Origin of the sequence: Microbacterium arborescens, assembly GCF_049707515.1 — a bacterium.
In the GTDB taxonomy this organism is placed as follows: Bacteria; Actinomycetota; Actinomycetes; order Actinomycetales; family Microbacteriaceae; genus Microbacterium; species Microbacterium arborescens_B.
Genome location: NZ_JBNAFI010000001.1, coordinates 229,380 through 252,589 on the forward strand (window position 1 = coordinate 229,380; position 23,210 = coordinate 252,589).

General features: G+C 71.3%; 22 protein-coding genes. 11 read left to right on the plus strand and 11 right to left on the minus strand.

Annotated features, from left to right (window positions below):
• Positions 1 to 30 precede the first annotated feature (30 nt).
• From ACPYN5_RS00945 to ACPYN5_RS00965, 5 genes are all read right to left on the minus strand, one after another.
• Positions 31 to 1,128 carry a mandelate racemase/muconate lactonizing enzyme family protein gene (locus ACPYN5_RS00945; RefSeq protein ID WP_424447116.1) on the minus strand — a complete coding sequence of 366 codons (1,098 nt, stop codon included), beginning with the start codon at positions 1,126 to 1,128 and terminating at the stop codon, positions 31 to 33.
• On the minus strand, positions 1,125 to 2,024 hold the full coding sequence (locus ACPYN5_RS00950; protein WP_424447117.1) for a 5-dehydro-4-deoxyglucarate dehydratase: 900 nt from the start codon (positions 2,022 to 2,024) through the stop codon (positions 1,125 to 1,127). The genes ACPYN5_RS00945 and ACPYN5_RS00950 overlap by 4 nt, the downstream gene beginning before the upstream one ends.
• Entirely contained in the window at positions 2,021 to 2,971 is a 951-nt protein-coding gene (locus ACPYN5_RS00955; protein WP_424447118.1) for an NAD-dependent epimerase/dehydratase family protein, read from the minus strand. The genes ACPYN5_RS00950 and ACPYN5_RS00955 overlap by 4 nt, the downstream gene beginning before the upstream one ends.
• A gap of 16 nt (positions 2,972 to 2,987) precedes the next feature.
• Positions 2,988 to 4,325, minus strand: a complete 1,338-nt coding sequence (locus ACPYN5_RS00960; protein WP_424447119.1) for a Gfo/Idh/MocA family protein — start codon at positions 4,323 to 4,325, stop codon at positions 2,988 to 2,990.
• Between the two features lie 163 nt (positions 4,326 to 4,488).
• Positions 4,489 to 5,502, minus strand: a complete 1,014-nt coding sequence (locus ACPYN5_RS00965; RefSeq protein WP_424447120.1) for a LacI family DNA-binding transcriptional regulator — start codon at positions 5,500 to 5,502, stop codon at positions 4,489 to 4,491.
• 67 nt (positions 5,503 to 5,569) lie between these two features.
• On the opposite strand from ACPYN5_RS00965, the gene ACPYN5_RS00970 reads away from it, so the two are divergent.
• Positions 5,570 to 6,700, plus strand: coding sequence for a M24 family metallopeptidase (locus ACPYN5_RS00970; RefSeq protein ID WP_424447121.1), 1,131 nt, complete (start codon positions 5,570 to 5,572; stop codon positions 6,698 to 6,700).
• 183 nt (positions 6,701 to 6,883) lie between these two features.
• The gene (locus tag ACPYN5_RS00975) at positions 6,884 to 8,275 is read left to right on the plus strand and encodes a glycoside hydrolase family 30 protein (protein ID WP_424447122.1); all 1,392 of its coding nucleotides are present in this window, start codon (positions 6,884 to 6,886) and stop codon (positions 8,273 to 8,275) included.
• A gap of 140 nt (positions 8,276 to 8,415) precedes the next feature.
• Here the strand turns inward: ACPYN5_RS00975 and ACPYN5_RS00980 are convergent, their stop codons facing one another.
• Together ACPYN5_RS00980 and ACPYN5_RS00985 are read right to left on the minus strand one after the other, a co-directional pair.
• Complete coding sequence (locus tag ACPYN5_RS00980; RefSeq protein WP_424447123.1) at positions 8,416 to 9,945, minus strand: HNH endonuclease; 1,530 nt, start codon at positions 9,943 to 9,945, stop codon at positions 8,416 to 8,418.
• A 406-nt stretch (positions 9,946 to 10,351) separates the two neighbouring features.
• The gene (locus ACPYN5_RS00985) at positions 10,352 to 10,771 is read right to left on the minus strand and encodes a GNAT family N-acetyltransferase (protein ID WP_424447124.1); all 420 of its coding nucleotides are present in this window, start codon (positions 10,769 to 10,771) and stop codon (positions 10,352 to 10,354) included.
• Positions 10,772 to 10,863: 92 nt separating this feature from the next.
• Here ACPYN5_RS00985 and ACPYN5_RS00990 point away from each other — a divergent pair, with 92 nt between their 5' ends.
• A complete protein-coding gene (locus ACPYN5_RS00990; protein ID WP_424447125.1) occupies positions 10,864 to 11,754 on the plus strand; it encodes an NUDIX domain-containing protein in 891 nt (296 codons plus the stop codon).
• Complete coding sequence (locus ACPYN5_RS00995) at positions 11,751 to 12,218, plus strand: DUF2809 domain-containing protein (RefSeq protein ID WP_424447126.1); 468 nt, start codon at positions 11,751 to 11,753, stop codon at positions 12,216 to 12,218. Before ACPYN5_RS00990 ends, ACPYN5_RS00995 begins: the two co-directional genes overlap by 4 nt.
• Here ACPYN5_RS00995 and ACPYN5_RS01000 read toward each other — a convergent pair.
• A complete protein-coding gene (locus ACPYN5_RS01000) occupies positions 12,142 to 12,870 on the minus strand; it encodes a TetR family transcriptional regulator (protein WP_424447127.1) in 729 nt (242 codons plus the stop codon). The genes ACPYN5_RS00995 and ACPYN5_RS01000 overlap by 77 nt on opposite strands.
• A 51-nt stretch (positions 12,871 to 12,921) precedes the next feature.
• On the opposite strand from ACPYN5_RS01000, the gene ACPYN5_RS01005 reads away from it, so the two are divergent.
• From ACPYN5_RS01005 to ACPYN5_RS01015, 3 genes are read left to right on the plus strand one after another with little or no spacing between them, the layout of a single operon-like run.
• On the plus strand, positions 12,922 to 13,596 hold the full coding sequence (locus ACPYN5_RS01005; RefSeq protein WP_424447128.1) for a biotin transporter BioY: 675 nt from the start codon (positions 12,922 to 12,924) through the stop codon (positions 13,594 to 13,596).
• A gap of 19 nt (positions 13,597 to 13,615) precedes the next feature.
• Positions 13,616 to 14,323: an energy-coupling factor ABC transporter ATP-binding protein gene (locus ACPYN5_RS01010; RefSeq protein ID WP_424447129.1), complete on the plus strand. Its 708-nt coding sequence runs from the start codon at positions 13,616 to 13,618 to the stop codon at positions 14,321 to 14,323.
• 25 nt (positions 14,324 to 14,348) lie between these two features.
• Positions 14,349 to 14,945 carry an energy-coupling factor transporter transmembrane component T family protein gene (locus ACPYN5_RS01015; RefSeq protein ID WP_424447130.1) on the plus strand — a complete coding sequence of 199 codons (597 nt, stop codon included), beginning with the start codon at positions 14,349 to 14,351 and terminating at the stop codon, positions 14,943 to 14,945.
• Between the two features lie 30 nt (positions 14,946 to 14,975).
• Here the strand turns inward: ACPYN5_RS01015 and ACPYN5_RS01020 are convergent, their stop codons facing one another.
• The 3 genes from ACPYN5_RS01020 to ACPYN5_RS01030 form a co-directional block, all read right to left on the minus strand.
• Positions 14,976 to 15,701, minus strand: a complete 726-nt coding sequence (locus tag ACPYN5_RS01020) for an anaerobic ribonucleoside-triphosphate reductase activating protein (protein ID WP_424447131.1) — start codon at positions 15,699 to 15,701, stop codon at positions 14,976 to 14,978.
• 1 nt (position 15,702) lies between these two features.
• Positions 15,703 to 17,499 (minus strand): ribonucleoside triphosphate reductase, encoded by a 1,797-nt coding sequence (locus ACPYN5_RS01025; RefSeq protein WP_424447132.1) that lies wholly within the window; start codon positions 17,497 to 17,499, stop codon positions 15,703 to 15,705.
• 372 nt (positions 17,500 to 17,871) lie between these two features.
• Positions 17,872 to 18,768 (minus strand): Bax inhibitor-1/YccA family protein, encoded by an 897-nt coding sequence (locus ACPYN5_RS01030; RefSeq protein ID WP_424447133.1) that lies wholly within the window; start codon positions 18,766 to 18,768, stop codon positions 17,872 to 17,874.
• Between the two features lie 159 nt (positions 18,769 to 18,927).
• On the opposite strand from ACPYN5_RS01030, the gene ACPYN5_RS01035 reads away from it, so the two are divergent.
• The 4 genes from ACPYN5_RS01035 to ACPYN5_RS01050 are packed head-to-tail and all read left to right on the plus strand — an operon-like array spanning position 18,928 to position 23,201.
• Positions 18,928 to 19,926: a glycerophosphodiester phosphodiesterase family protein gene (locus ACPYN5_RS01035; RefSeq protein WP_424447134.1), complete on the plus strand. Its 999-nt coding sequence runs from the start codon at positions 18,928 to 18,930 to the stop codon at positions 19,924 to 19,926.
• A 50-nt stretch (positions 19,927 to 19,976) separates the two neighbouring features.
• Positions 19,977 to 20,918, plus strand: a complete 942-nt coding sequence (locus ACPYN5_RS01040) for an ABC transporter ATP-binding protein (RefSeq protein WP_424447135.1) — start codon at positions 19,977 to 19,979, stop codon at positions 20,916 to 20,918.
• A complete protein-coding gene (locus ACPYN5_RS01045; RefSeq protein WP_424447136.1) occupies positions 20,915 to 22,006 on the plus strand; it encodes an ABC transporter permease in 1,092 nt (363 codons plus the stop codon). Before ACPYN5_RS01040 ends, ACPYN5_RS01045 begins: the two co-directional genes overlap by 4 nt.
• A gap of 7 nt (positions 22,007 to 22,013) precedes the next feature.
• Positions 22,014 to 23,201: a sensor histidine kinase gene (locus ACPYN5_RS01050; RefSeq protein WP_424447137.1), complete on the plus strand. Its 1,188-nt coding sequence runs from the start codon at positions 22,014 to 22,016 to the stop codon at positions 23,199 to 23,201.
• Positions 23,202 to 23,210: the final 9 nt, after the last annotated feature.

The window sequence follows — 23,210 nt, forward strand, 5'->3', positions numbered from 1 at the left end:
CCTAGGGGAAGCGTTTTCCCCGTGCGAGGGTCAGCTGGATGCGGCGGCGGCGAAGCGGATGCCCAGGCCGACGTGCGCGACCTCGCGGAGTCGGCCCTCGACGATCTCGACGGGGCACGGGTCGCGGAGCGCCCCGAGCTCGGCGAAGCCGGCATCCTCGACGTCTTCGACCCAGGGGTCGGCCACCCGGCCCGGCAGGGTCAGCGCGAGTTGACCCGACAGCTCGGGCAGGAGGTGCGGATGCAGCTCGGCACCGGCATCCTCGGCGATCGCGGCGATGCGCCGCAGCGGCGTGATCCCGCCGACACGGACGATGTTGGGCTGCACGATCTGTGCGGCTCCGCGCCGGAGCACCTCGGCGAAGCGGTAGCCGGTGTGGAGGTTCTCGCCGACGGCGATGGGCGTGCCGGCGCCTCCCGCGAGGCGGCGCGCGAGCTCGGCGTGGCCGTCGATGTCGTCGGCCCGAAGCGGCTCCTCGATCCAGGCGGGCCCGACCTCGCCGAGCACCTCGAGCGAGGCCGTCGCACGGTCGAGATCCCAGCGTTGGTTCGCATCGATCATGAGGCCGCGGCCCGGTCCGAGTACGGCGCGCACGGCGCGCAGCCGGTCGAGGTCTTCGGCGACGTCGGGCTTGCCGACCTTCACCTTCACGGCGGAGAACCCGCGCCGCACCCACCGCTGGACCTGGGCGACGAGCTCGTCGAGGGGATAGTGCAGGTTCACGCCGCTGCCGTAGACCCGCGTGCTCTCGCGTCGCCGCCCGATGAACTCGGAGACACCGACGCCGGCGGCGCGGGCGGCGGCATCCCACAGTGCGAGATCGAGGCCCGCGAGGGCGATCGTGGTCACGCCGCCACCGCCCGCCTCGTGCACGTGCTCCCACAGGCCCTGCCATGCGACGCCGGGCTCGGCGGGACGGCCGATCGCCGCCGGCGCGATGTCGTGGCGGAGCAGGGCGAGCACCGCCTCGGCGCCGATCTGCGGTGTCCACGAGAATCCCCAGCCCTCGGCGCCGTCGCTCCGGCGCAGATGCGTCGCGATGACTCCGACGGAGGTGACCGCGGCGCCCCACGGGCGGGAGAGGGGGATCCGGATCAGGCTCGCGTCGACCGAGGCGATCGTGGTCACAGCAGGGCACGCCCCGCGTCGAGGATCTCGGCGAGCCGCCGTTCCTGCTCGGGCGTGGGATCGACGAGCGGCGCGCGAACGCTGCCGACCGCCTGCCCGCTCAGCCGCAGACCCGCCTTGACGAGGGAGACGCCGAACCCGGGAGTCTCGTCGCGGAGCGCGACGAGGGGTGCGTAGAACCCGTCGAGCAGGCGCAGACGACGGTCTTCGTCGCCGTCGATGTAGGCGCGGTAGTAGGCGTCGGCGACCTCGGGGATCATCGCGAACGCGGCAGAGGAGTACAGGGGCACGCCGATGCCGCGGTATGCGGCCTGCGTGAGCTCGGCGGTGAGCAGCCCGTTGAAGAAGGCGAAGTCGTCGCGTCCGGCCGCAGCGACCGCCCGCACGATGAGCTGTGTCGCGCCGATGTCGCCGGCGCCGTCCTTGAAGCCGATCACCCGGGGGTTCTCGGCGAGACGGCGCATCGAATCGGGCGTGAACTGGGCGTTCGCGCGGTGGTAGACGATGACGGGCAGATCGGATGCGGCGGCGACGGCCTCGACGTACGCGACCAGTCCCGCCTGGGGTCCGCCCACGAGGTAGGGCGGAAGCACGAGAAGCGCATCGGCTCCGGCATCCGAGGCGCCTCGCGCCGTCTCGAGGGCGTGGCCGAGCGGCCCGCCCGTACCGGCGACGACGGGGACGGCCCCCGCGACCGCTGCGACGGCGGTGCGTACGACGGCCGTCGCCTCGGCGGCCGAGAGGGCATGGAACTCGCCTGTGCCGCACGCGGGGAACACGCCTCCGGCCCTGTGCTCGACACCGGCGCGCACGTGCGCCGTCAGCAGATCGTGATCGACGGCGCCCGCGGCGCCGAACGGGGTGACGGGGAAGAAGAGGATGCCGTCGAATCTCATGCCGGCACGTCCTTTCGGGTGTCGTGATCGCGAGTGTCGGGAGAGGAGGGGGCATCGACGAGCGCGGTGCGCCACGAGTGCCGCGGCGCCCAGTCGAGCAGTCGCCGCGCCTTCGCGTTCGAGAACGCCGGGGTGGTGCCGGTGAGGACGGCGGCCGCCCGTTCGGTTCCCGGGTGGAAACGGGGGATGAGCTCGGCGAGCGGCTTGCGCGCGAGGGCGTCGTCCGCGCCCACGAAGAACGTCTCGGCGTTGGGGATGGCGGGGAGGGCCGCCAGGAGCGCGTCGGCGAAAGACGCGACGTCGCGCGCGTCGACGTAGTTGAACAGAGCGGGGGCCGACAGGCTCGGGTCGTCGAGCCTGTCGCGCACCGTGTGTCCCTGCTGCGTCGGTGCCCCGCGCCACTCTTCGGGCGCGATGACGTAACACGGTCGGAAGGCGGCGAAGCGGACGTCGTCGCCGGTCTGGCGGTGCAGCATCCGCATCGTCTGCTCGATGAGGAGCTTCGACAGCGCGTAGCTGTTCCAGGGGGCGGGAGGGGTGTCCTCATCGAGCGGGAAACGGTCGGGGACCCACCCCCGCGGTGCGCCGTACCCGAGCACGGTGGGGCTGGATGCCGCCACGATCTGCGGCACGCCCGCGGCGACCGCGCCGCCGAGGACGGAGACGGCCAGCGCCGCGTTCGTTCGCATGATCACGTCTTCGGGAGCGCTGAAGGGCACGGCGATGGCCGCCAGATGGATGACGGTGCTCGCCCGCTGGGCGCGGAGGGCCGCCGTGGTCGCCTGAGCATCGAGCAGATCGATGGCGACCTGGTCGGCCCCGCGCAGCTCGGGGGCGTTCGAGACGGCGCGGTCGTACGAGATGACTCGGTGGCCCGCGTCGACGAGGCCCTCGACGAGGCTCCGCCCCAGGCGGCCGGCGCCGCCGGTGACGACGATGCTGCTCATGACCGGTCGTCGGCGCTCATCGCCGGCGGTCCCCGAGCAGGCGGATCCCGAGTTCTGACGTGCGCACGGGCAGGCCCGAGGCGAGGGAGAGATTGCCGGCGATGCCGACCGCGATCGACCGCACACCGTCCATCCACCCCGCCGGGCGGGCGAGCGGGTCATCGCCGGGACCGACGAACACGTCGGCGAGCAGCAGGGCGTCTCCGCCGCCGTGACCTCCCTCGGCGCCCGGAATGGCGACCTCGACGGCGTCCTCCCAGTGGCGTTGCACGAGCAGGCGCTCGCCCTGCGGGCGGGTCGAGCCCGAGTCGGCCTCGCCCACGGCGGACGGATCGAGCACGGGGTGCAGTCCCTCGTCCTCGAGCACGGCGCCGCGCTCGACGACCTCGAGCTCGGCACGCCCCTCGGTGCCGTTGATCGCGACGCGGTATCCCTCCCACGGCGCGTGCGCGTTCAGCGAGTACGACATCGTCGACCCGCCGGCGTAGTCGACGACGAGTGCGAGGTTGTCCTCGATCGTGATGCCCTCGCCGAAGACGTCGCGGTCTCGGAAGTATCCGTCGTGGCCCTCCGCGTCGAGGTAGAGCGCACGCAGTCGTTCGTCGTCGCGCAGATCGAGCTCGAACGGATCGTGCGGGCCGTCGTGCGTGCCCCGCTGCGGGCGTTCGCCGAGATCGCGCGCACGGGCGTTCTCCGCGCCGTAGAAGCGCAGGCCGCCCGACGCGAAGACGCGGCGCGGCTCGTCGCGGATCCACCAGTTGACCAGGTCGAAGTGATGGCTCGCCTTGTGGACGAGGAGGCCGCCCGAGTGCTCCTTCTCACGGTGCCAGCGGCGGAAGTAGTCGGCTCCGTGCTTCGTGTCGAGCATCCAGGAGAAGTCGACGGAGGTGACCCGTCCGATGCGGCCGTCCTGGATGACCTGGCGCAGCGCGCTGTTGCGCGGCGAATAGCGGTAGTTGAAGGTCAGCACGACGGACCGGCCGGTGCGCTCCACGGCCGCCTCGATGGCCGCTGCGCTGGGGGCGTCGATCGTCAGGGGCTTCTCGACGACGACATCCGCGCCGGCGTCGAGCGAGCGGACGATGAGCGAGGCGTGCAGGTCGTCGCGTGCCGTGATGATGACACGATCGACCGCCGCGTCGCGCACCATCTGCTCCAGATCGTCGGGCGCCCACAGCGTCGGCGCGGCGAAGCCTCGTGCGACGACCTGATCGCGGTACAGCTCGGCGCGCACCGGGTTCGGTTCGCAGATCGCCGCGAGCTCGGCGCGGTCGGCGTGTGCCCCGGTGATGGCATCGACGTACAGCTGCGCGCGGGCTCCCGCGCCGACCAGGGCGTAACGCGTGCGGGTCATGGCTCTCCTTCGTGCCGGTCTGAGAGTCGCGGCGGGAAAGCGCTCTCAGGAAACGTTTTCTGAGGCTAGCACGCGACCTGTCCGGAATGAAGCGGATGGAACGGCTGAGCCCGACAGAACGGGCGTGAGTGCGGAACCGAGCGGATCGGACCCGCGCTCGCGGTCAGGAGTCCGGCGCCGCTGCGCTGGCGGGCGGTGCGCCGGTGCTACCGCGCAGGATGACCTCGGGGGTCACGGTGGCGGCGCCCTCGGGCGTCCGGCCCTGCATGAGGTCGTGCAGCGCGGACCACGCGCGGGCGCCGAGCTCGGCCATCGGGACGGCGGCGGTCGTCAGCGCGGGAGAGGTGTAGCGGGCGAACGGGATGTCATCGAACCCTGCGATCGAGAGGCGACCGGGAACCGGGATGCGGCGCTCGGTCGCGGCGCTGAGGAGCCCCATAGCCGAGAGGTCGTTGAACGCCAGCACCGCGGTGGCCCCTGACGCGAGGACATCGTCGAGCGCACCGGCGCCGCTGGCGAAGTCGACCCCCGCGGGTATCTCGACGATCTCGCAGCCGGCGAGCTCGCGTCGCGCATCGTCGAGGGCTCGGAGCCGTTGGCTGCTCGACGCGCTGCGAGCGGCTCCCGCGAGGTAGGCGAAGCGGCGATGCCCCTGGCCGTGGAGATGATCGATGATGGCTCGCAGCGGCGTGCGGTAGTCCGCCCCGACGCTCGGTGCGTCGCCGGTGCGATTGACGAGGACGACGGGTGCGACCTGGGCGACGACCTCGGCGAGCTGGTCGTCGCTCATGCGGGGGGCGCAGAGGATCAAGCCGTCCGAGCGTCGACGCGACTCGAGCGCGAGGATGCGTTCCTCCTCGACCTGTTCGTCGGAGTCGGCGATGAGCACGTGGTATCCGTCGGCCACGGCTACGCGGCTGAGGGCGCGCAGCATCCCCTGGAAGGTCGGGTTCGCGAGATCGGGCACGACGACCGAGATCGTCTGGGTGCGTCCGAGCACGAGGCTGCGGGCCAGCGGGTTCGCGGAGTAGCCGAGCTGCGTGGCCGACGCCCGCACGCGTTCGGCAAGAACGGGGTCGACGGTGGCATTGCCGTTCATCACGCGCGACACGGTGGCGAGCGAGACTCCCGCGTGTGCCGCGACGTCCGTGATGGTCGTCTGCTTCGTCCCGCCCATCGCGCCTCTCCGCCCGTCCCCGTGCGGCAATACTATGCGAGGAAACGTTTTATGACGGGAGACGATGATGTCCGCGAATGCCTCCGCGACCGGAGCCACCGAACCGGAGCGCGAGGTGAAGCGGCGCCGGCTCGCGGCCATCCGGCAGGCGGCCGGTGCCGGCGATGTCGTGCTGACGTCGCACGAGGCGCTGTCGTGGTACCTCGGCGGGGTGCGGACGCACGTGTCGCTCGCCGGCCCGCCGGTGCTCGCCGTGCGTGCGTCGGATGCCGGCGACACCCTCTTCGTCGCGGCGAACGAGGTCGACCGCCTCATCGCCGAAGAGCTGGACGCGGGCGACGCTGCGCGTGTCGTGGCCGTGCCGTGGCAGAACTCGGTCGCGTCGGCGGCGCGGGAAGCCGCGGCGTCCGAGACGGCCGGTCGGGCCCGCGGCGTCGTCGGTGAGGGCGAGCTCGCGTCGCAGCTGCGAGCCGCGCGCGCCGAGCTGGTGCCCGAGGAGGTCGGGCGCTATCGGGCTCTCGGGCGCGCGGTCGCGGAGGTGCTGACGGATGTCGCTGCGGAGCTGACGCCGGCCACCCGCGAGTGCGATGCTGCCGCCGCCGCGGCGCGTGGCCTCGTGGCGCGCGGCATCGACCCGCTCGTCGTGCTCGTGGCCGGGCAGAGCCGCCGGCCGCACCGGCATCCGCTGCCGACCGACGCTCCCCTCGGGGCGCGCTCGATGCTCGTCGTCTGCGGGCGACGCCACGGACTGATCGCGAACGCCACGCGCTGGGTGGGCGCGGCGGGTGCCGACGACGAACGCATCCTCGAGGTCGAGGCGGCGTTCTTCGGGGCGACCCTGCCGGGCGCGCGCCTGGACGACGTATTTCGCGCGGGATGCCGTGGCTACGCCGACGCCGGGTTCGCGTCCGACGAGTGGACCCGTCACCATCAGGGAGGTCCCACGGGCTACGTCGGACGCGATCCGCGGGCCACGGGTCAGACTCGAGACCTGGTGCGACGGAACCAGGCCTTCGCCTGGAACCCGAGCGCTCCCGGCGCGAAGGTCGAAGACACCGTCATCGTCGGTGGCGCGGGCGCGGGCGCGGGCGCCGGTGCGGGTGCGGGTGCGGGCTTGGAAGTGCTGACAGTCGACCCCCGCTGGCCCGCTGTGACGGTGGGCGGGATCGCGCGGCCGCTCGCTCGCGCGTTCTCCTGACGGGCATCCTGGGAGGCGATCTCGCGACGGCGATCGACGGGCCGGGCCCAGGTCGGTGACTGTTCCGGCGAGCGGGCTCTGCCAAGATGGCGGGAGCACGCAGAGCCGCGTCGCCTCGACCTGCTCCGTTGCTGAACGCCCGCCCGGTGGGCGTTGATTCGTCCGGCATAACGAGAGGCCCGCATGTCCGAGCTCGCCCCCCATCACCGCCGCATCGCGTGGGTCAGCACGGATCGCGACCGGCCGTGGGTCGAGATGCCGGCCCCGCAGTTCGCGCCGATGACCGCGATGCCGAACGTGCTGCTGCGCACCGACCGCCGGCATCAGGTGGTCGAGGGGTTCGGGGTCTGCTTCAACGAGCTCGGCTGGCGCGCGCTCTCGCGTCTTGACGAGGGCGACCGAGCGGCGATCTTCGACGAGCTGTTCGTTCCGGGGCAGGGGACCGGCTTCTCCGTCTGTCGGATGCCGCTGGGGGCGAACGATTTCTCGACCGACTGGTACTCGTACGACGAGGTCGACGGCGATTTCGAGCTCGAGCATTTCTCGATCGATCACGACCGCGCGGCCCTCGTGCCGTACATCACCGAGGCGCTGCGGCGCCGGCCCGATCTGAAGCTGTGGGCCTCGCCGTGGAGCCCGCCGACGTGGATGAAGACGAACGGGCACTATGCCGCTGCGCTGCCGTGGCAGGGGAGCGACGTCGACAACGGCCTGCGGCCGGACCAGGTCGGCGCCGAGGGGACGGACATGATGATCCAGGAACCTCGATACCTGCGGGCGTATGCCGAGTACTTCGCGCGCTTCATCGAGGCGTACCGCCGTGAGGGCATCGACGTCGCGATGGTGATGCCGCAGAACGAGTTCAATTCGCCGCAGGTCTTCCCCAGCTGCACGTGGACGCCTGAGGGGTTGGCGCGTTTCATCGCCGTGCTGGGCCCCCGCATGCGGGAGCTCGGCGTCGATGTGTTCTTCGGAACGCAGGAGCGTCCCGCGCCGGAACACCTCGCGGCCGTTCTCGCCGACCCTGCAGCGGCACCGTTCATCTCGGGTGCTGGATTCCAGTGGGCGGGCAAGGGCGCGATCGCCGATGCGCGCCGCGTCGCGCCGCACCTGTCGCTCTATCAGACGGAGCAGGAGTGCGGTGACGGTCGCAACGATTGGCGGTTCGCGCGGTACACCTGGTCGCTCATGAGGCGGTTCTTCGAGGCCGGCGCCAACGCGTACACCTACTGGAACCTCGCGCTCGACGAGGGCGGGGTCAGCCGGTGGGGCTGGGCGCAGAACTCCCTTGTCGTCGTGGATCCCGAGACGCGGGGATTCCGCTTCACCCACGAGTTCTTCGTCTTGAAGCATCTCGCACACTTCGTGCAGAGCGGCGCGACGCGCATCGATGCCTTCAGCTGGACCGGTCACGAGAACCAGCTCGCCTTCGAGAATCCCGACGGATCGATCGCCGTTGTGATGCAGAGCGACCTCGCTGACGAGATGCCTGTCACGATCGCTCTCGATGGCGCGGCGTTCGAGGTCGTTCTTCCCGCTGACTCGTTCAGCAGCCTGCTCATCTCGGCGCCCTGACCCGGGCCCGGCGTCGGGCGCCGAATGCCGGATGCCGGATGCCACCACGTACCGCACTGATCGGTCCCCCGTTGCGTGTCGAACGTCGACTCGCATCTCGCCTGCGCGCCCGGGGATCTCACGTGCGCGCCGGGGGAGTGTCAGAACGGCGGTGGTGCGCCGGGCGGCATGGTGGTTGCGCCCGACGGTCTCGGTGGTCCGCTCCGCGGTGACGGGGCGTCCGGGTTCCCTGGTGGCTCGCCGAGGGTGAAGGCGACGAGGGGTGGTGGTGCGTCTTCGCGGTAGATCCGCCCCGTCGGCGAGGTCCACACCAGCCTTCCGCCCGGGAGTTGTCGGAGGTGCCATCTGGTGTGGTATTTGACGTCGTGGTGGCGTTTGCACAGGTGTGCGAGGTTGCAGACGTGTGTGGGTCCGCCGTCGGATGCTGCGGTGGTGTGGTCGATCTCGCACCTGATGGCGGGTTGCCGGCATCCGGGGAACCGGCAGTGCCGGTCACGCGCCCGCAGCAGCCGCACCATCGCGGCGGTGGGCCGGTAGGCGTCGCACTCGAGCACCGTGCCGGTGACGGGGTGGGTCAGCAGCCGGTCCCAGGCAGATGCGTTGCCTGCGAGCGTGCGGGCGGTGGCGGCGTCGATGGGGGAGCGGCCGACGAGGTCAGCCGGCCCGTCGTCTTGTCCGATCAGCGTCAGCGCGGACACGGCGACCTGCACATGGGCACGGATCGCCCCGAGGGTCCCTTCCCCGTCGCCGGTGGCGGTGGCGGTGGGGTCGAGGGCGGGTGTTCCGGCGAGGAGGAGGTCGGAGAACACGTCCGCACGGACCTGATCGATGGTGCGCGTGTCGCCCACGAACGACGATGCGTCGCCGGCCGCGGACGCATCGCCGAGCGATCCGTCCGCGTAGGCCGTCCCGAACAACCCCGCGTCGCCGAACGTCGATCCGTCGGCCGCGGCGCCCGCAGCATCCGCGCCGACCGCCGTATCCGCGCCATCTGCGGCCCCCGCCGCATCCGCGCGGGGCCGGGCGTTGATGATCTCCCGCGCCTGCCGGGTGAGGCGGTCGACGATCCCGTCCGCGATGACGGTGGGCAGCGTCGCGATCAGGTCCGACATCCCGTCGGGCCCCGCCTGGGCGCGAACGCAGCGCCCTGCTGCGGCTTCTTCGTGGCGTTCGGTGAACGTCCGCGGGTGCAGTCGGTCTGCCAGGAACTGCAGCGCGTCCCGGACCCGGTTCGGCGTCTCGCCCTGGCACTTCTCGATCGCGAGCCGCTCGAATTCTTCCCGGCTCTCGGCGGGGATGATGCATCCCACGTCCTGGATGACGCGCACGTGCCCGCGCACGATCCGCCCTTCCTCCCATGCCGTCATCGTGAGGGGGTAGTTCTCCACGAGGTCTCGGGCTTCGTCGATACGCCGCTGCAGTGTCCGGTCGGTCGCCACGAACACTCCCGCGAGCTCCGCAGCAATCCCACGCAACGCCATCTCGCGCGCTTTCACCTTCTCGGACGCGCCCGCCGCCTGTGTCTCCGCAAGCCGACCGGCGGCGGCGAGCACCCGCACTTCACGGACCTGCCCCGCCCGGATGAAATCCGACACACCTTCGGCATCCGCGACGAGTCGGGCGAGGGCGTCCGTATCGCCGTCGCTTCCCATCCCGCCATTCGAATGCATGTTCGAATCCTGCCACGGACCTCCGACATCGGCCCACGACTCTCCACAGCCCGGCGCCGCGCTGTTTCGCGGTGCCTCGAACCCCCATACCGGCGCGCGTTGGGTACCGGCTGGCGACCAGACTCGACCCCGTACCCGGACCCGGGACCCGAGCCTCGCCACTTCCGACCCGACGACAGCGTTACCCCGCCCCACCACCCCGCCGCCGCCCACGCAGCCCCACCGCCGCGGCCGCCCGTGCCACCCCGCTGCCGCCGCCCACGCAGCCCCACCGCCGCGGACGCTCGCGCCGCCCCTCCGACGCCGCGGCCGCCCGCGCCACCCCACCGCCGCGAACGCCCACGTCACCGCCGCTTCTCCGCGACCGCCACCCCCACCGCGACCGCAAGCGACCATCCCGCCGAGGTCAGCGTTTGTCCGGAGATGCCCGACGCACCATGGCGGTCGCGTCGGGGGCCTCGAACCCGAACTCCGCATAGAGGCTGTGCGCGTCGCGCGTGAAGAGCGTCCAGCGGAAGTCGTGGCCCGGGCCCTCGTCGATCATGCGGCGGAGCATGCGGTGGGCGATGCCCGCGCCCTGGTGCTCTGCGACGACGAACACGTCGGCGAGGTACGCGAAGCTCGCACCGTCGGATGCTGCGCGGGCGAAGCCGACCTGCTCTCCGGTGTCGAGGCGATAGGCCCCGACGACGCGCCAGGCGGCGTCGAGCTGCGCCTCGAGCACCGAGCGTTCACGCCACCGGCCCCAGTACGCCTCGGACGAGAGCCACTGCCACACCACGTCACGCTGGATGCGGGCGGGGGAATCGTCGATCTCGTAGTCCACGTCCTCATTGTCCGGCGTTCGCCGGCGCGAGCCGGCTGGTAACACGATGCCAATCACCAGCTCGCGGACCCGTGCTGTGTCAGGCTGTGGGGATGACCGACGACCAGGCTGCCGCCCCGCGCCCGTCGCACGGCCCGCGCGACCCGGGCGATGTCTGGGTGGTCGCACCGTCCGGCGAACGGTACTGGGGCCGCTTCGGCGCCGCAGGTCTCCTCGCGGTCGACGCGGAACAGGGCGTGCTGCTGCAGCACCGTGTGTCGTGGAGCCACTTCGGCGACACGTGGGGTCTTCCCGGAGGTGCGCGTCACGCGGGGGAGTCCGCGCGTGACGGAGCGTTGCGCGAGTCGGCCGAAGAGGCCGGGGTTCCCGCAGACGCCGTCTCGCCGCGGTTCCTGAGCGTGCTCGATGTCGGCGTGTGGACCTACGGCACCCTGGTCGCCGACGTCACGACACCGTTCCACCCGATCATCAGCGATCCCGAGAGCCGCGAGCTCGCGTGGGTTCCGATCGAGGACGTCGATTCGTACCCGCTGCATCCGGGTTTTGCGGCATCCTGGCCGCGGCTCCGTGGGCTGCTCGACGTGCGCCCGACCCTCATCGTGGATGTCGCGAACGTGGTGGGCTCGGTCCCGGACGGGTGGTGGCGCGACCGCGCCGGCGCCGCCGACCGGCTGCTCACGCAGTTGTCGAGCCTGTCGGGACGGGGAACGGATGCCGGCGGGCTCGAGCTTCCCGAGCACACCTGGTTCCCGCGCGTCGTGGCGGTCGTCGAGGGTCAGGCGAGAGATGTGGCCGCACCGACCGGCGTCGACATCAGTCGTGCTCCGGCCTCGGGTGACGACATGGTCGTCGAGGTCGCCACGGCTGCGGTCGCGGCGAGAGAGCGCGTGAGCGTCGTGACCTCCGATCGCGACCTGCGCGCCCGCGTCGAGGCCGCGGGCGCCCGCTCCGTCTCGACGTCCTGGCTTCGCGAACGGCTGTGAGGCGCGCCGCGGGCGTCGTTCCTGCTCCGGGCGGCGAGTCGGTCCCGGGCGGGAGCACGCGCGCACGCCGGTGGGGCGCCGTTGCTGCGGCAGTCGTCGTCGTCGCGGCCGGCCTCGTCGTCCACGGCAGCCTGCCCGATACGGACGCGACCGACATCGCGGGCGATGCGCTCTACGCGGTGCTCGTCTATGTTCTCGTCGTCGCTGTCGCGCCGCGAGCGCAGCCGGTCGCGGCCGCCGCGATCGCCGGCGGCTGGTGCATCGCCATCGAGCTGCTGCAGCTGAGCGATGTGCCCGCGCGCGCCGCCGAGGTCTTCCCACCCGCCGTCCTCGTGCTCGGGACGGTCTTCGACGCGCGCGATCTGGTGATCTACGTCGTCGCGGTCGTCATCGCCGGGGCGCTGGATGCCGTGCTGCGCCGCCGTTCGCAGAATACGAAGCGTCGGAACCGCGAGAGTCGGTGACGAGCGCCGCTGTCACGCCCGCGATGATCAGGTCGAGGGCCGCGGTGAACCCGTCGTCATCGCTGTCGCCGCCGTTCGCGATGCGCTCGGGCGACGCGGCGACGGCGTCGGCTGCCGCTCCCCACGCGTCGGCGGTGCGTCGCTGCTGCTGATGGAAGGTGAAGCCGACGACGAAATGGGTGATCGCGTCGGCGACCGTTCGGGCGAGGTCGATCGAGCCACCGGAGCGGGTCGCAGCCTCACGGAGCCGCGCGTGCACGGGTGGCTCGACGAGTCCGAGCGCGAGGGAACTCGAGACGACCTCGGCGCCGTCGCGGTGAGCGAGCAGGCTGTCGTGCAGGCGGGTCGCCAGTTCGCGCGCCGCGGCGTCGAGCCCCGTGGACGCCTCGCCCTCGGACACGGCGAGGGCCCGGTCCGAGCCGTCCGCGCCCACCGGCCGCAGGATGCGTGCGCTGACGGCGGCGAGCAGCTGCTGCTTGTTCTCGACGTGCCAGTAGATCGCACTCGGCTGAACTCCCAGATGCTCGGCGAGGCGGCGCATCGACAGGTCGGGAAGGCCGACGCGATCCAGAAGCTCGAGAGCGGCGTCAACCACGTCGTCGCGTGATCGACGACTCGCGCGGCCGGCGCGGTTTGAATCATCGATCACCATGGCGCTACTGTACCTGAACGCCGTTCACGTGAACGGTGTTCAGGAGGAATCATGACCCCGTTTGTTCGGACCCGCTCCGGTTTCGATGCGACCGACCTCGCCCGTGCCGCCGTGTTCGCCGCTCTCATCGCGGTGTTAGGGCTGCCGGGGTCGTTCACCCTCTTCGGAGGTGTGCCCATCACCGCTCAGACTCTCGGTGTGATGCTGGCGGGGGCTGTGCTCGGTCCCGTCGTCGGCGCGGCCTCGGTCGGCACCTTCCTCGCTCTCGTGGCGGTCGGTCTGCCGCTGCTCGCCGGCGGCCGGGGCGGGCTTGCGGTCTTCGTGGGACCGACTGCCGGCTACCTCGCGGGATGGCTCCTGGGCGCGGTGGTCGTCGGACTCATCGTGCACGCGGGCTCGCGGCGCCCGGTGTGGTGGCGGACCGCGGCCGGGATGCTGATCGGCGGAGTCCTCGTCGTCTACGCGTGCGGCATCCCCGTGCAGAGCCTCGTGCTTCGCCTGCCGATCGAGCAGGCCGCGTTGGCCAACCTCCTCTTCGTCCCGGGGGACGTCGTCAAGGTGCTCGTCGCGACGCTCGTCGTCGGTGCGCTCGTGCGCGGCTACCCTCGGGCGTTCCGCCGCACCTGGGCACCGCGCGCGACCGCGATCGCAGGCACCGCCGCTGACACCGGTGCCGGCATCGACACCGACGACGCCACCCCGACCGTCTCGCCGACCACCGCATGACGGGCGTCGAGGGACGGCCGTGACCGCGGCGGGGCACCCGGCGACCAGCATCCGCTTCGACCGCGCTGCCGTGCGGCTGGGCGACGTGGAGGTGCTCGCACCGCTCACGCTCGAGCTCGACGCGCGCACGATCGCCGTGGTCGGCGACAACGGCTCGGGCAAGTCGACCCTCGCCCGGCTCGTCAGCGGACTGGTGCGACCCACCGGGGGCAGCGTGCGCGTCCTCGGTTGCGATCCGGTCCGCGACTCGGCGGAACTGCGCCGCCGCGTGGCGGTCGTCTTCAGCAACCCCGACGCCCAGATCGTGATGCCCACCGTGGCCGAGGACGTGGCGTTCTCGCTCCGGTCGGATCGTTCGTCTCGTGCCGACCGCGCGGCCCGGGTCGAGCGGGCGCTCGAGCGGTTCGGTCTGACGGGACTGCGCGATCATCCCGCGCACGAACTGTCGGGCGGGCAGAAGCAGCTGCTCGCGCTGTGCGGTGCCTTCGTCCGCGATCCCGCACTGGTCGTCGCCGACGAGCCGACCGCGTTCCTCGACGGACGCAACGCCGCCCGGATCGCCGAGCACCTCTTCGACGACACCGGACACCGGCTGCTGCTCGTGACCCACGACCTCGATCTGGCGCGCCGGTGCGAGGTGGCCGTGCACGTCGCGGGCGGCCGCATCGCCGGGTCCGGGCCTGCCGCGGACGTCGTCGCCGCGTACGAGCGCACGTGGCGGCGATGACCGGAACGCGCGCGGAGGCGACGCGATGCTGACTCTCTTCCGTCCGGGGACGCGAGGCTGGCACCGGCTCCCGGCGGGCCCGAAGGCCGTGCTCGTCCTCGGGATGGTGATGACAGTGTCGCTCCTTCCCGCCTCGCCCGCGACCGCCGCGGGGGCCGTGATCCTGTGTGTCGCGTGCTACGCGGTTCCGGGCACCGGCTGGCGCGAGCTCGCCCGTCAGACGTGGGCGCTGCGCTGGCTCGTGGTCGTCGCGTTGGCCGGACAGGCGGTCTTCCTCGGAATCGAGCCCGCCCTGGTCGGCACAGTGCGCATCCTCGTCGCGATCCTCCTCGCAGCGCTGCTGGCGCTGACGACACCCGTGAGCGAACTCCTCGACCTCTTCGAGCGCGTCCTCGGCCCGGCGCGGGTCGTCGGTGTCGACGCCGCGCGCGTCTCGCTCCTTCTCGTCGTCGCGCTCGGCTCCGTGCCGACGCTCGCCCGCATCGCCCGGGATGTCCGCGACGCCCACCGTGCCCGGGGCGCGGGCGGCGGCGTACGTTCCTCGGCACTCGCGTTCATCGTGCTCGCGCTCAAGCACGCCGACGAGCTGGGCGATGCCCTCACCGCGCGGGGTGTTCGCTGACGCCCGCCGGAATCCCGCCACCGCCGAAGCTCATCTCACCTCGACGCGTTCGAACCTCGCGCGCGGTACGCGGTCGAGGCGCAGCGGCGGCGAATCCGGCGTCCCGCACCGGCTGCCCGTCGCGCGGAAACGCTGGATCGCCCAGCACCGCACGCCGCGCGCGGCCAGCAACTCGCCGAGCTCACCGAGCCGAGCGTCGTCGATGAGGTCGGGGTGCACCGTCGTACGGACCTCGACGTCGAGCGGATGCCGCGAGGCCGCGCGCTCGCGCTGGGCGGCGAGCACGAGGTCGAGCGAGCGCAGCGCGGCGCGCCCGCTCGGACCCCGCCCCGTCACGGCGGCGTAGTCCTCGGCGCCCGCCTTCACATCGAGCCCGATCCACGACAGCGCCGGCAGCACGGCCTCGAGCAGGGCCGGGTATGCGCCGCCGGTGTGCAGCCCGACGTCGAACCCGAGCTCGCGGGTCCGTGCGATTGCATCGGGGAGGGCGCGTTGCATCGTCGGCTCGCCGCCCGAGAAGACCACCCCGTCGAGCAGTCCGCCGCGCTCCCCGAGGAAGGCGGTGACACCCTCCCACGGCATCCTGCCGCGCCCGCGCGGATCGATCAGATCGGGATTGTGACAGTAGCGGCAGTCCCACGGGCACCCCTGGAGGAACACGGTCGCCACCAGGCGGCCGGGCCAGTCGACGGCCGAGAACCGCGAGAGCCCCGCGATCCGCAGCTCGGAAGGGCTGCGACCCTGCACAACGGACACGTCACACCACCGCGGCGGCGCGTTCGTACGAGAAGGACACGCGCTCGGCCGCCTCGCCCCTCTTGCCGATGTTGAACGACGAGACCGGGCGGAAGTAGCCCATCACCCGCGTCCACACCTCGCATTCGGCGCGGCACTGCGGACATGACGTGTGGTCGCCGGAAAGGTAGCCGTGCTGGGGGCAGATCGAGAACGTCGGCGTGACCGTGATGTACGGGATGCGGAATCGCTCGAGCGAACGGCGGACGAGGGCCTTGCACGCCGCCGCCGTCGGTGCAGCCTCGCCCATGTAGAGGTGCAGGACGGTGCCGCCGGTGTACTTCTGCTGCAGACCCTCCTGGAGCTCCATCGCGAGGAACGGGTCGTCGGTGAACGCGACCGGCAGCTGCGACGAGTTCGTGTAGTACGGATTGGCCGTCGTGCCGGCGTGACGGACGCCCGGGAAGCGTGCGATGTCGGCGCGGGCGAAGCGGTAAGTCGCCGATTCGGCCGGGGTGGCCTCGAGGTTGTAGAGGTGCCCGGTCTGCTCCTGGAACTCGACCATGCGTGCGCGCACGTGATCGAGCAGGTCTGCAGCGAACCGCATCCCCTCGTCGGTGGTGATGTCGTGCCGATCGTCGGTGAAGTTGCGCACCGCCTCGTTGAGACCGTTGACCCCGATCGTGGAGAAGTGGTTCGCGAAGGTTCCGAGGTACCGCCTGCTGTAGGGGTAGAGACCGGCGTCGAGGTGGTGCCCGATGACGGTCCGTTTGGCTTCGAGGCTGTCGCGGGCGATCTCGAGCAGCCGGTCGAGCTGCGCGTACAGGCCCGCGCGGTCGCCGGCGTGCACGAACCCGAGTCGAGCGCAGTTGACCGTGACGACGCCGAGGGAACCGGTCTGCTCGGCCGAGCCGAACAGCCCGTTGCCGCGCTTGAGCAGCTCCGTGAGGTCGAGCTGCAGGCGGCAGCACATCGACCGGATCATCCCGGGGTCGAGGTCGGAGTTCACGAAGTTCTGGAAGTAGGGCAGGCCGTACTTCGCCGTCATCCCGAACAGCGCATCGACTTCGGGGGTGTCCCAGTCGAAGTCCTTCGTGATGTTGTAGGTCGGAATCGGGAACGTGAAGGCTCTCCCGTCCGCGTCGCCCTCGGTCATCACCGACAGGAACGCGCGATTGATCATCGCCATCTCGGGCGCGAGGTCGCCGTAGGTGAAGTCGGCGAGGCGACCGCCCACGAGCGGGCGCTGGTCGGCGAGATCGTCGGGGCAGGTCCAGTCGAACGTCAGGTTCGTGAACGGCGTCTGGGTGCCCCACCGTGAGGGGACGTTGAGGTTGAACACGAGCTCCTGGATGCCCTGGCGCACCGCTCGGTCATCGAGCGCGTCGAGCCGCACGAACGGCGCGAGATACGTGTCGAACGAGCTGAACGCCTGAGCTCCCGCCCATTCGTTCTGCAGAGTCCCGAGAAAGTTGACGATCTGCCCGAGGGCGCTCGAGAAGTGCTTCGGCGGGGTCGAGGAGATCGCGCCCGGGACCCCGTTGAACCCCTGCTCGACCAGTTGGCGCAGCGACCAGCCGGCGCAGTAGCCGGCGAACACGTCGAGATCGTGGATGTGGATGTCGCCGTCGCGGTGCGCTGCCCCGGCCTCGGGCGCGTAGACCTCGTCGAGCCAGTAGTTGGCGATCAGCTTGCCGGACGCGTTGAGGATGAGGCCGCCCAGGCTGTAGCCCTGGTTCGCGTTCGCGTTGACGCGCCAGTCGCGTCGCTCGAGGTACTCCTCGACGGTCGCCTGAACGGGGATGGTGCGTGTGCTCATGGAGGTCCCTTCACGAGATAGCCCAGATGTGGGGGTCGGATCTCGATTCAGCCACTACATGATGTGCTGGGCTCGTGTGGCGCGCCGGAACAAATCCGCGCCCGCCACGCGCACCAACGGCGGAGGATGTCGCGGGCTTCGGAATCATCGTGCACGTGGGTCCGAGGTTCGCGACATCCTCCGGGTTCCGCGTCGCGGAGCGAGAGGTCAGCGGGCGAAGCGGAGGGTCACGAATCGAACGGCGAGCGTCGGATCAGGTCCGGCACGAGCGTCCGGTTTTACGTGCCGACGGTCGACAGGCATACTGTGCGGGCGAACGACGAAGGCCCGCCCGGCGAACCGGACGGGCCTTCGAGGACTGCGGGTCTTGCGTCAGTTGTTGCCGCGCAGGATGGCGATGATGCGCAGGATCTCGACGTACAGCCAGACGACGGTGACCATGATGCCGAAGGCGCCGACCCAGCCGAACTTGCGGGGCGCGCCGTTGCGGACGCCCTGCTGGATCTGGTCGAAGTCGAGCACGAGCGAGTACGCCGCCATGATGACCACGAGCACGCCGATGATCAGACCGAGCGGGATGCCGGCAATCGTCATGCTGTGCAGGCCGAACATCATGTTGCCGGGGATGACGTTGAAGAGCATCAGGCCGACGTTGAGCAGCGAGAAGACGAGGTAGCCGAGCATCGCGATCATGAAGATCTTCGTGGCCTTGGCCGACGCGCGGACCTTGCCGCTCGCGAACAGGGCCAGGGTGACACCGACGACGGCGAGCGTCGCGAGCGTCGCCTGCATGACGATGCCCGGGAAGATGAACTCCAGGTAGGCGGAGATGCCGCCGACGAAGAGACCCTCGAACCCGGCGTACGCGAAGATCAGGCCGGGCCGGACCTTCTTGCGCGACGTGAACGTGATGACCATCGCCAGCACGAAGCCACCGAGTGCGCCGATCATCCAGGGGACGAGCGTCGGGTTGAGGTTGTCGGGCGTGACCGTCGAAAGCGTCCACACCCAGCCGGCCACGGCCGCCGCGAGCAGGATCGCGAACAGTCCGAGGGTCTTCACGACGGTGTCTTCGACCGTCATGCGGTCGGTCTCGCGGGCGCCGGCGGCGGGCGCTGCGTACATGCCTTCGAGGTGCGCCTGGGCAGCGACGTTCACGCCGGCGTGCTGCGCCGACGCGGTCTGGATCCCGGGGGCGGCGGGCGGCGTCAGACCCGGCCGCTGCTCCTTGAACGCGGGATTGTCGAATGCGGGGTTATTGAGGGCCACTGCTCTCACACTCCAAGTCGAGGGTCGACACAGCTGGATGCCGTGTGCCCCCAGCCTACGGGAACCGGTTACCGCCGGGGTATGCGCGGTGCTGTGAGCACTCCATGAAGGCGATCGCCCTGAGCGAAATCGCGAGGTGCCAGCCCGTAACCTGAGGACGTGCCCCGCCCCCTCGTGATCGGCCATCGCGGTGCGCCCGGGTACGTCCCCGAGCACACGCGTTCTTCGTACCTCCTCGCACTCGAGACCGGCGTCGACGCCGTCGAGCCCGACATCGTCTTCAGCCGTGACGGAGTGGCGATCGTGCGCCACGAGAACGAGATCGGATCGACCACCGATGTCTCCGACCATCCCGAGTTCGCGCAGCGCCGCACCACCAAGACGGTGGACGGGGTGCCGCTGACCGGGTGGTTCGCCGAGGACTTCACGTGGGACGAGCTGTCGCGGCTCCGGTGCCGCGAGCGCCTCCCGCAGCTCCGGCCCGACAGTGCCCGGTTCGATGGAACCGAGCCCATTCTCCGGCTGCGCGATCTGCTCGACCTGGTCACCGGCTTCGCCGAGGCGTCGCGGCGCCGACCCGGGGTCGTGCTGGAGATCAAGCACGCGACGTTCCTCGAGAGCGCCGGCTTCGATGTCGCCGCTCTCGTCGCTGCGGAACTGGCCGCTGCCGGCTGGCGGGGCGACGGGCTCCCGCTGTGGATCGAATCGTTCGAGTTGACGATCCTCGACCGGCTCGCCGATGCCGGCGTCCCCGGCGCTCGTGTCTTCCTCCTCGAGGCCGACGGTGCCCCCCACGATCTCGTCGTCATCGAGGGTGCGCGGGCGCGCAGCTATTCCGAGTGGATGTCGGCGGCGGGGCTGGCCGAACTGAGCCGACGGGTCGACGGCGTGAGCGTCGACAAGCGCATGATCCTCGACCCCGCCCGCGGTGCCGACGGCGGCGCCGACATCGTCCGTGCCGCTCACGACCGCGGTCTCGCCGTGTTCACCTGGACGGCGCGGCCCGAGAACGCCTTCCTCTCCCGGCGGCACCGGGGCAGCGGCGGCCGGTCCGCGTGGGGCGACTACGCCGGCGAATGGGCCGAACTGGCGGCATCCGGTGTCGACGGCGTCTTCGTCGACCACCCCGATCTCGGGATGCAGGTCTTCGTCGGCTGAGCGGGACACCGCGCTCGATCCCGTCGCCCGGGTCCCCTAGGGTGGCGGACATGGTCACCGCCGGGATCACCGTCCGCGACGTCCGTCGATCGTTCGGGCACGTCGAGGCCGTACGGGGGGTCGACCTGGATGCCCGCGCCGGCGCGGTGACGGGCCTGGTCGGACCCAACGGTGCCGGCAAGACGACGCTGCTGCTGATGCTCGCATCACTGCTGCAGCCCGACTCGGGCAGCATCCGCATCGCCGACATCGACCCGGTCGCAGATCCCGCAGCCGCTCGCGCCCGGCTGGGCTGGATGCCGGACGCGCTCGGCGCGTGGGGGTCGCTCACGGTCCGGGAGACGCTCGAGATGACCGGGCGGCTCTACGACCTCGACAGGCCGGCAGCGGCCCGGCGTGCGGGCGAGCTCCTCGACCGGGTCGGGCTCGCCGACCTCGCCGGTTCCCCGGCCCGCGTGCTCTCGCGAGGGCAGAAGCAGCGGCTCGGGCTCGCGAGGGCCCTCGTCCACGACCCGTCCGTCCTGCTCCTCGACGAGCCGGCATCGGGCCTCGACCCGCAGGCCCGCGTCGATCTGCGCGGACTCCTGCGCGGATTCGCTGCGGCGGGAAAGACCGTGCTGATCTCCAGCCACATCCTCTCCGAGCTCGAAGAGGTCGTCGACGACGCGGTCTTCCTGCTCGGCGGCGCGACCGTCCGCCCGGAGCGTGTCGCGGAGGCGGCTGGACGCACCCGCACCTGGCGCGTCCGCGTGGCGGGCCTCGACGCGCAGGCCGCGGTGCTCCCGATCGCAACAGCCCTGGGACTCGATGTCGCGCGAGTGCCGATCGATCGTCGCGACGTGCTGATCCCGTTCGCGTCCGAGACCGACGCGGCTGCGGGTCTGCGCGCCCTGCTGGCGGCGGGCGTCGCCGTCGCCGAGTTCTCCGCGGCCACGGGGATGCTCGAGCACACCTTCTTGGATCTCGGCACCGACGGGAAGGAGACGTCGTGAGCCTCGCCCGGCTGTGGACCGTCGCTCGCCTCGAACTGCTCCAGCGGGTGCGGACGGTGTCGTGGTACGTGCTGCTCGGCATCTTCGCGCTGCTGCTCATCGGCGTGACGGTGCTGGCGTTCCTGGCCTTCGGGGGTTCCGTCTCCGACGGAGACCAGCGCGGCGCCGGCATCTACTCCACGATCGTCATCATCACCCTGCTGCTCGTGGTCCTCGTCTCGCCGACGCTGAGCGGCAACTCCGTCAACGGCGACCGGGATGCGGCGACCCTCGCGCCCGTGCAGGTCACCCTCGCGAGGACGTCCGAGATCCTGCTCGGAAAGGTCCTCGCGGCGTGGATCACCGGTCTGGCGTTCGCCGCCGTGGCCGCGCCCTTCCTCGTCGTCGCGACGTTCGCCGGGGGAGTCGACCCTGTCGTGGTCGTGGTCTCGCTGGCCGTGCTCATCATCGAGATCGGGGTCATCGCTGCGATCGGGGTCGGGCTGAGCGGCCTCATCGCGCGTCCGCTCTTCTCCGTCGCGGCGACCTACCTGGTGGTCTCGGCCCTCGTGTTCGGCACGCTCATCGCCTTCGGGCTCGCCGCCACCGCGTTCTCGAGCGAGGCGACGACGACCTACCGTGCGATGCAGTACAACGCCGACGGTTCGCCGCAGTGCCGCGACGGGTCGGAGGAGTGCTGGAACGACCCCGCTCAGATGGTGTGCGGCGAGCCGCAGGAATCGGTCTACACCGTGCCGCGTTTCGACCGCGTCTGGGGTGTGCTGGCCGCCAACCCGTTCGTCATCCTGGCCGACGCGACCCCCGCCGAGTACGACCGTCTCGGCTATCCCGTCGATCTGTTCGGACAGATCGCGTCGGCCGTCCGGCAGGCGCAGATCGCACCCGACCTCGCGACCGATTACGACGACTGCGATCCCGCCCGCGACGACCTCGTGGCGACCCCGGCTGAGATCCGCGACCGGACGGTGCCGAGCTGGTTCGTCGGGCTGGGCGTGCAGGTCGTCGTCGCCGGCGCGCTCGTGGCCGGCGCATGGTCTCGCACGAAGACCCCGGCGCGGACCCTGCCGCCGGGAACGCGGATAGCTTAAGAGGGCCATGCTCACTCAACTCGACATCACCCGCCGCGAGGCCATCGACGCCTACCGCGTGATCGGCGAGGCGCCCTCGCCGGATCTGCAGGGCATCGTGCGCCTGGCGGCGACCGTCTGCGACGTCAACACCGCCGTCATCAACATCATCGACGACCGGTCCCAGCATCAGATCGCCGCGGTCGGGATCGAGCCCGCGGTCTGCTCCCGCGAGGACTCCATGTGCGCCGCGGTGATCGCGCGTCCCGGTCGCGTCGTCGTGCCCGACGCCCGCCTCGACGAGCGTTTCGCCCAGAACCCCTTCGTCACCGGCGAGATCGCGAACGTGCGCTTCTACGCCTCGAGCCCGCTCGTCACACCGGCGGGCGTCGCGATCGGCACGCTCTGCGTCTTCGACGAGTCCGTGGGCGATCTCGACGACTCGGCGCGCGAAGCCCTCGACCTCCTCGCGCACCAGGTGGTGGATCTGCTGGAGTTGCGCCGCATCAGCCGGGTGCTCAGCGAGTCCAACGATCAGCTCTCCCGCTTCGCCGGACAGATCAGCCACGACCTCCGCAATCCGCTCACGGCTCTGACCGGCTTCCTCGAGCTGGCGATCGACAGCCCCGACATGGTCAATGCTCCGGAGGCCGCGCGCGTGCTGGCTCGTGCCGAGTCGGCGGCCGATCGCATGAACGCGATGATCTCCGACATCCTCGCGTACGCACGCGTCGGGGGTGCGAGCCCGCAGCGGACGCGCGTGAACCTCGATGCCGTGATGCGCGCGGTCGTCGATGACCTCGACGCCGCGATCACCGGCGCGGGCGCGGAGGTCCGCTGGGACATCGACGTCGAGCCGATCGGTGACCTCACGCTGCTCCGCGCGGTGCTGCAGAACCTCGTGGCCAATGCCCTCAAGTTCACCGCCGCGGCGGGCCGGACCCCACAGGTGAGCATCGCAGCCCGCGAGGTGCAGGGCGGGTGGCGGATCACCGTCGACGACAACGGGCCCGGGGTTCCCAGCCCCGACCGGGAACGTGTGTTCGCACTGATGGAGCGCGGGAACTCGGATGCCGAGGGCCTCGGCATCGGTCTGTCCACCTGCCGGCGGGTGATCGAGGCGCACGGCGGGCGGATCGGACTCGACGAGTCGCCCCTCGGCGGCGCGCGCGTGTGGCTGCTGCTTCCGGATCCCGCCGCGGCGGACGCGGGCTGAGGGCCGCCG

Excerpts from the sequence above, each read along its gene's own strand:
- ACPYN5_RS00955 (WP_424447118.1), bottom strand. The coding sequence starts at position 2,971 with ATGAGCAGCATCGTCGTCACCGGCGGCGCCGGCCGCCTGGGGCGGAGC.
- ACPYN5_RS01000 (WP_424447127.1), bottom strand. The coding sequence starts at position 12,870 with ATGGTGATCGATGATTCAAACCGCGCCGGCCGCGCGAGTCGTCGATCA.
- ACPYN5_RS01040 (WP_424447135.1), top strand. The coding sequence starts at position 19,977 with ATGGTCACCGCCGGGATCACCGTCCGCGACGTCCGTCGATCGTTCGGG.
- ACPYN5_RS01025 (WP_424447132.1), bottom strand. The coding sequence starts at position 17,499 with ATGAGCACACGCACCATCCCCGTTCAGGCGACCGTCGAGGAGTACCTC.
- ACPYN5_RS00950 (WP_424447117.1), bottom strand. The coding sequence starts at position 2,024 with ATGAGATTCGACGGCATCCTCTTCTTCCCCGTCACCCCGTTCGGCGCC.
- ACPYN5_RS01015 (WP_424447130.1), top strand. The coding sequence starts at position 14,349 with ATGCTGACTCTCTTCCGTCCGGGGACGCGAGGCTGGCACCGGCTCCCG.
- ACPYN5_RS00990 (WP_424447125.1), top strand. The coding sequence starts at position 10,864 with ATGACCGACGACCAGGCTGCCGCCCCGCGCCCGTCGCACGGCCCGCGC.
- ACPYN5_RS00975 (WP_424447122.1), top strand. The coding sequence starts at position 6,884 with ATGTCCGAGCTCGCCCCCCATCACCGCCGCATCGCGTGGGTCAGCACG.
- ACPYN5_RS01050 (WP_424447137.1), top strand. The coding sequence starts at position 22,014 with ATGCTCACTCAACTCGACATCACCCGCCGCGAGGCCATCGACGCCTAC.
- ACPYN5_RS00980 (WP_424447123.1), bottom strand. The coding sequence starts at position 9,945 with ATGCATTCGAATGGCGGGATGGGAAGCGACGGCGATACGGACGCCCTC.
- ACPYN5_RS01005 (WP_424447128.1), top strand. The coding sequence starts at position 12,922 with ATGACCCCGTTTGTTCGGACCCGCTCCGGTTTCGATGCGACCGACCTC.
- ACPYN5_RS00970 (WP_424447121.1), top strand. The coding sequence starts at position 5,570 with ATGTCCGCGAATGCCTCCGCGACCGGAGCCACCGAACCGGAGCGCGAG.
- ACPYN5_RS00960 (WP_424447119.1), bottom strand. The coding sequence starts at position 4,325 with ATGACCCGCACGCGTTACGCCCTGGTCGGCGCGGGAGCCCGCGCGCAG.
- ACPYN5_RS00965 (WP_424447120.1), bottom strand. The coding sequence starts at position 5,502 with ATGGGCGGGACGAAGCAGACGACCATCACGGACGTCGCGGCACACGCG.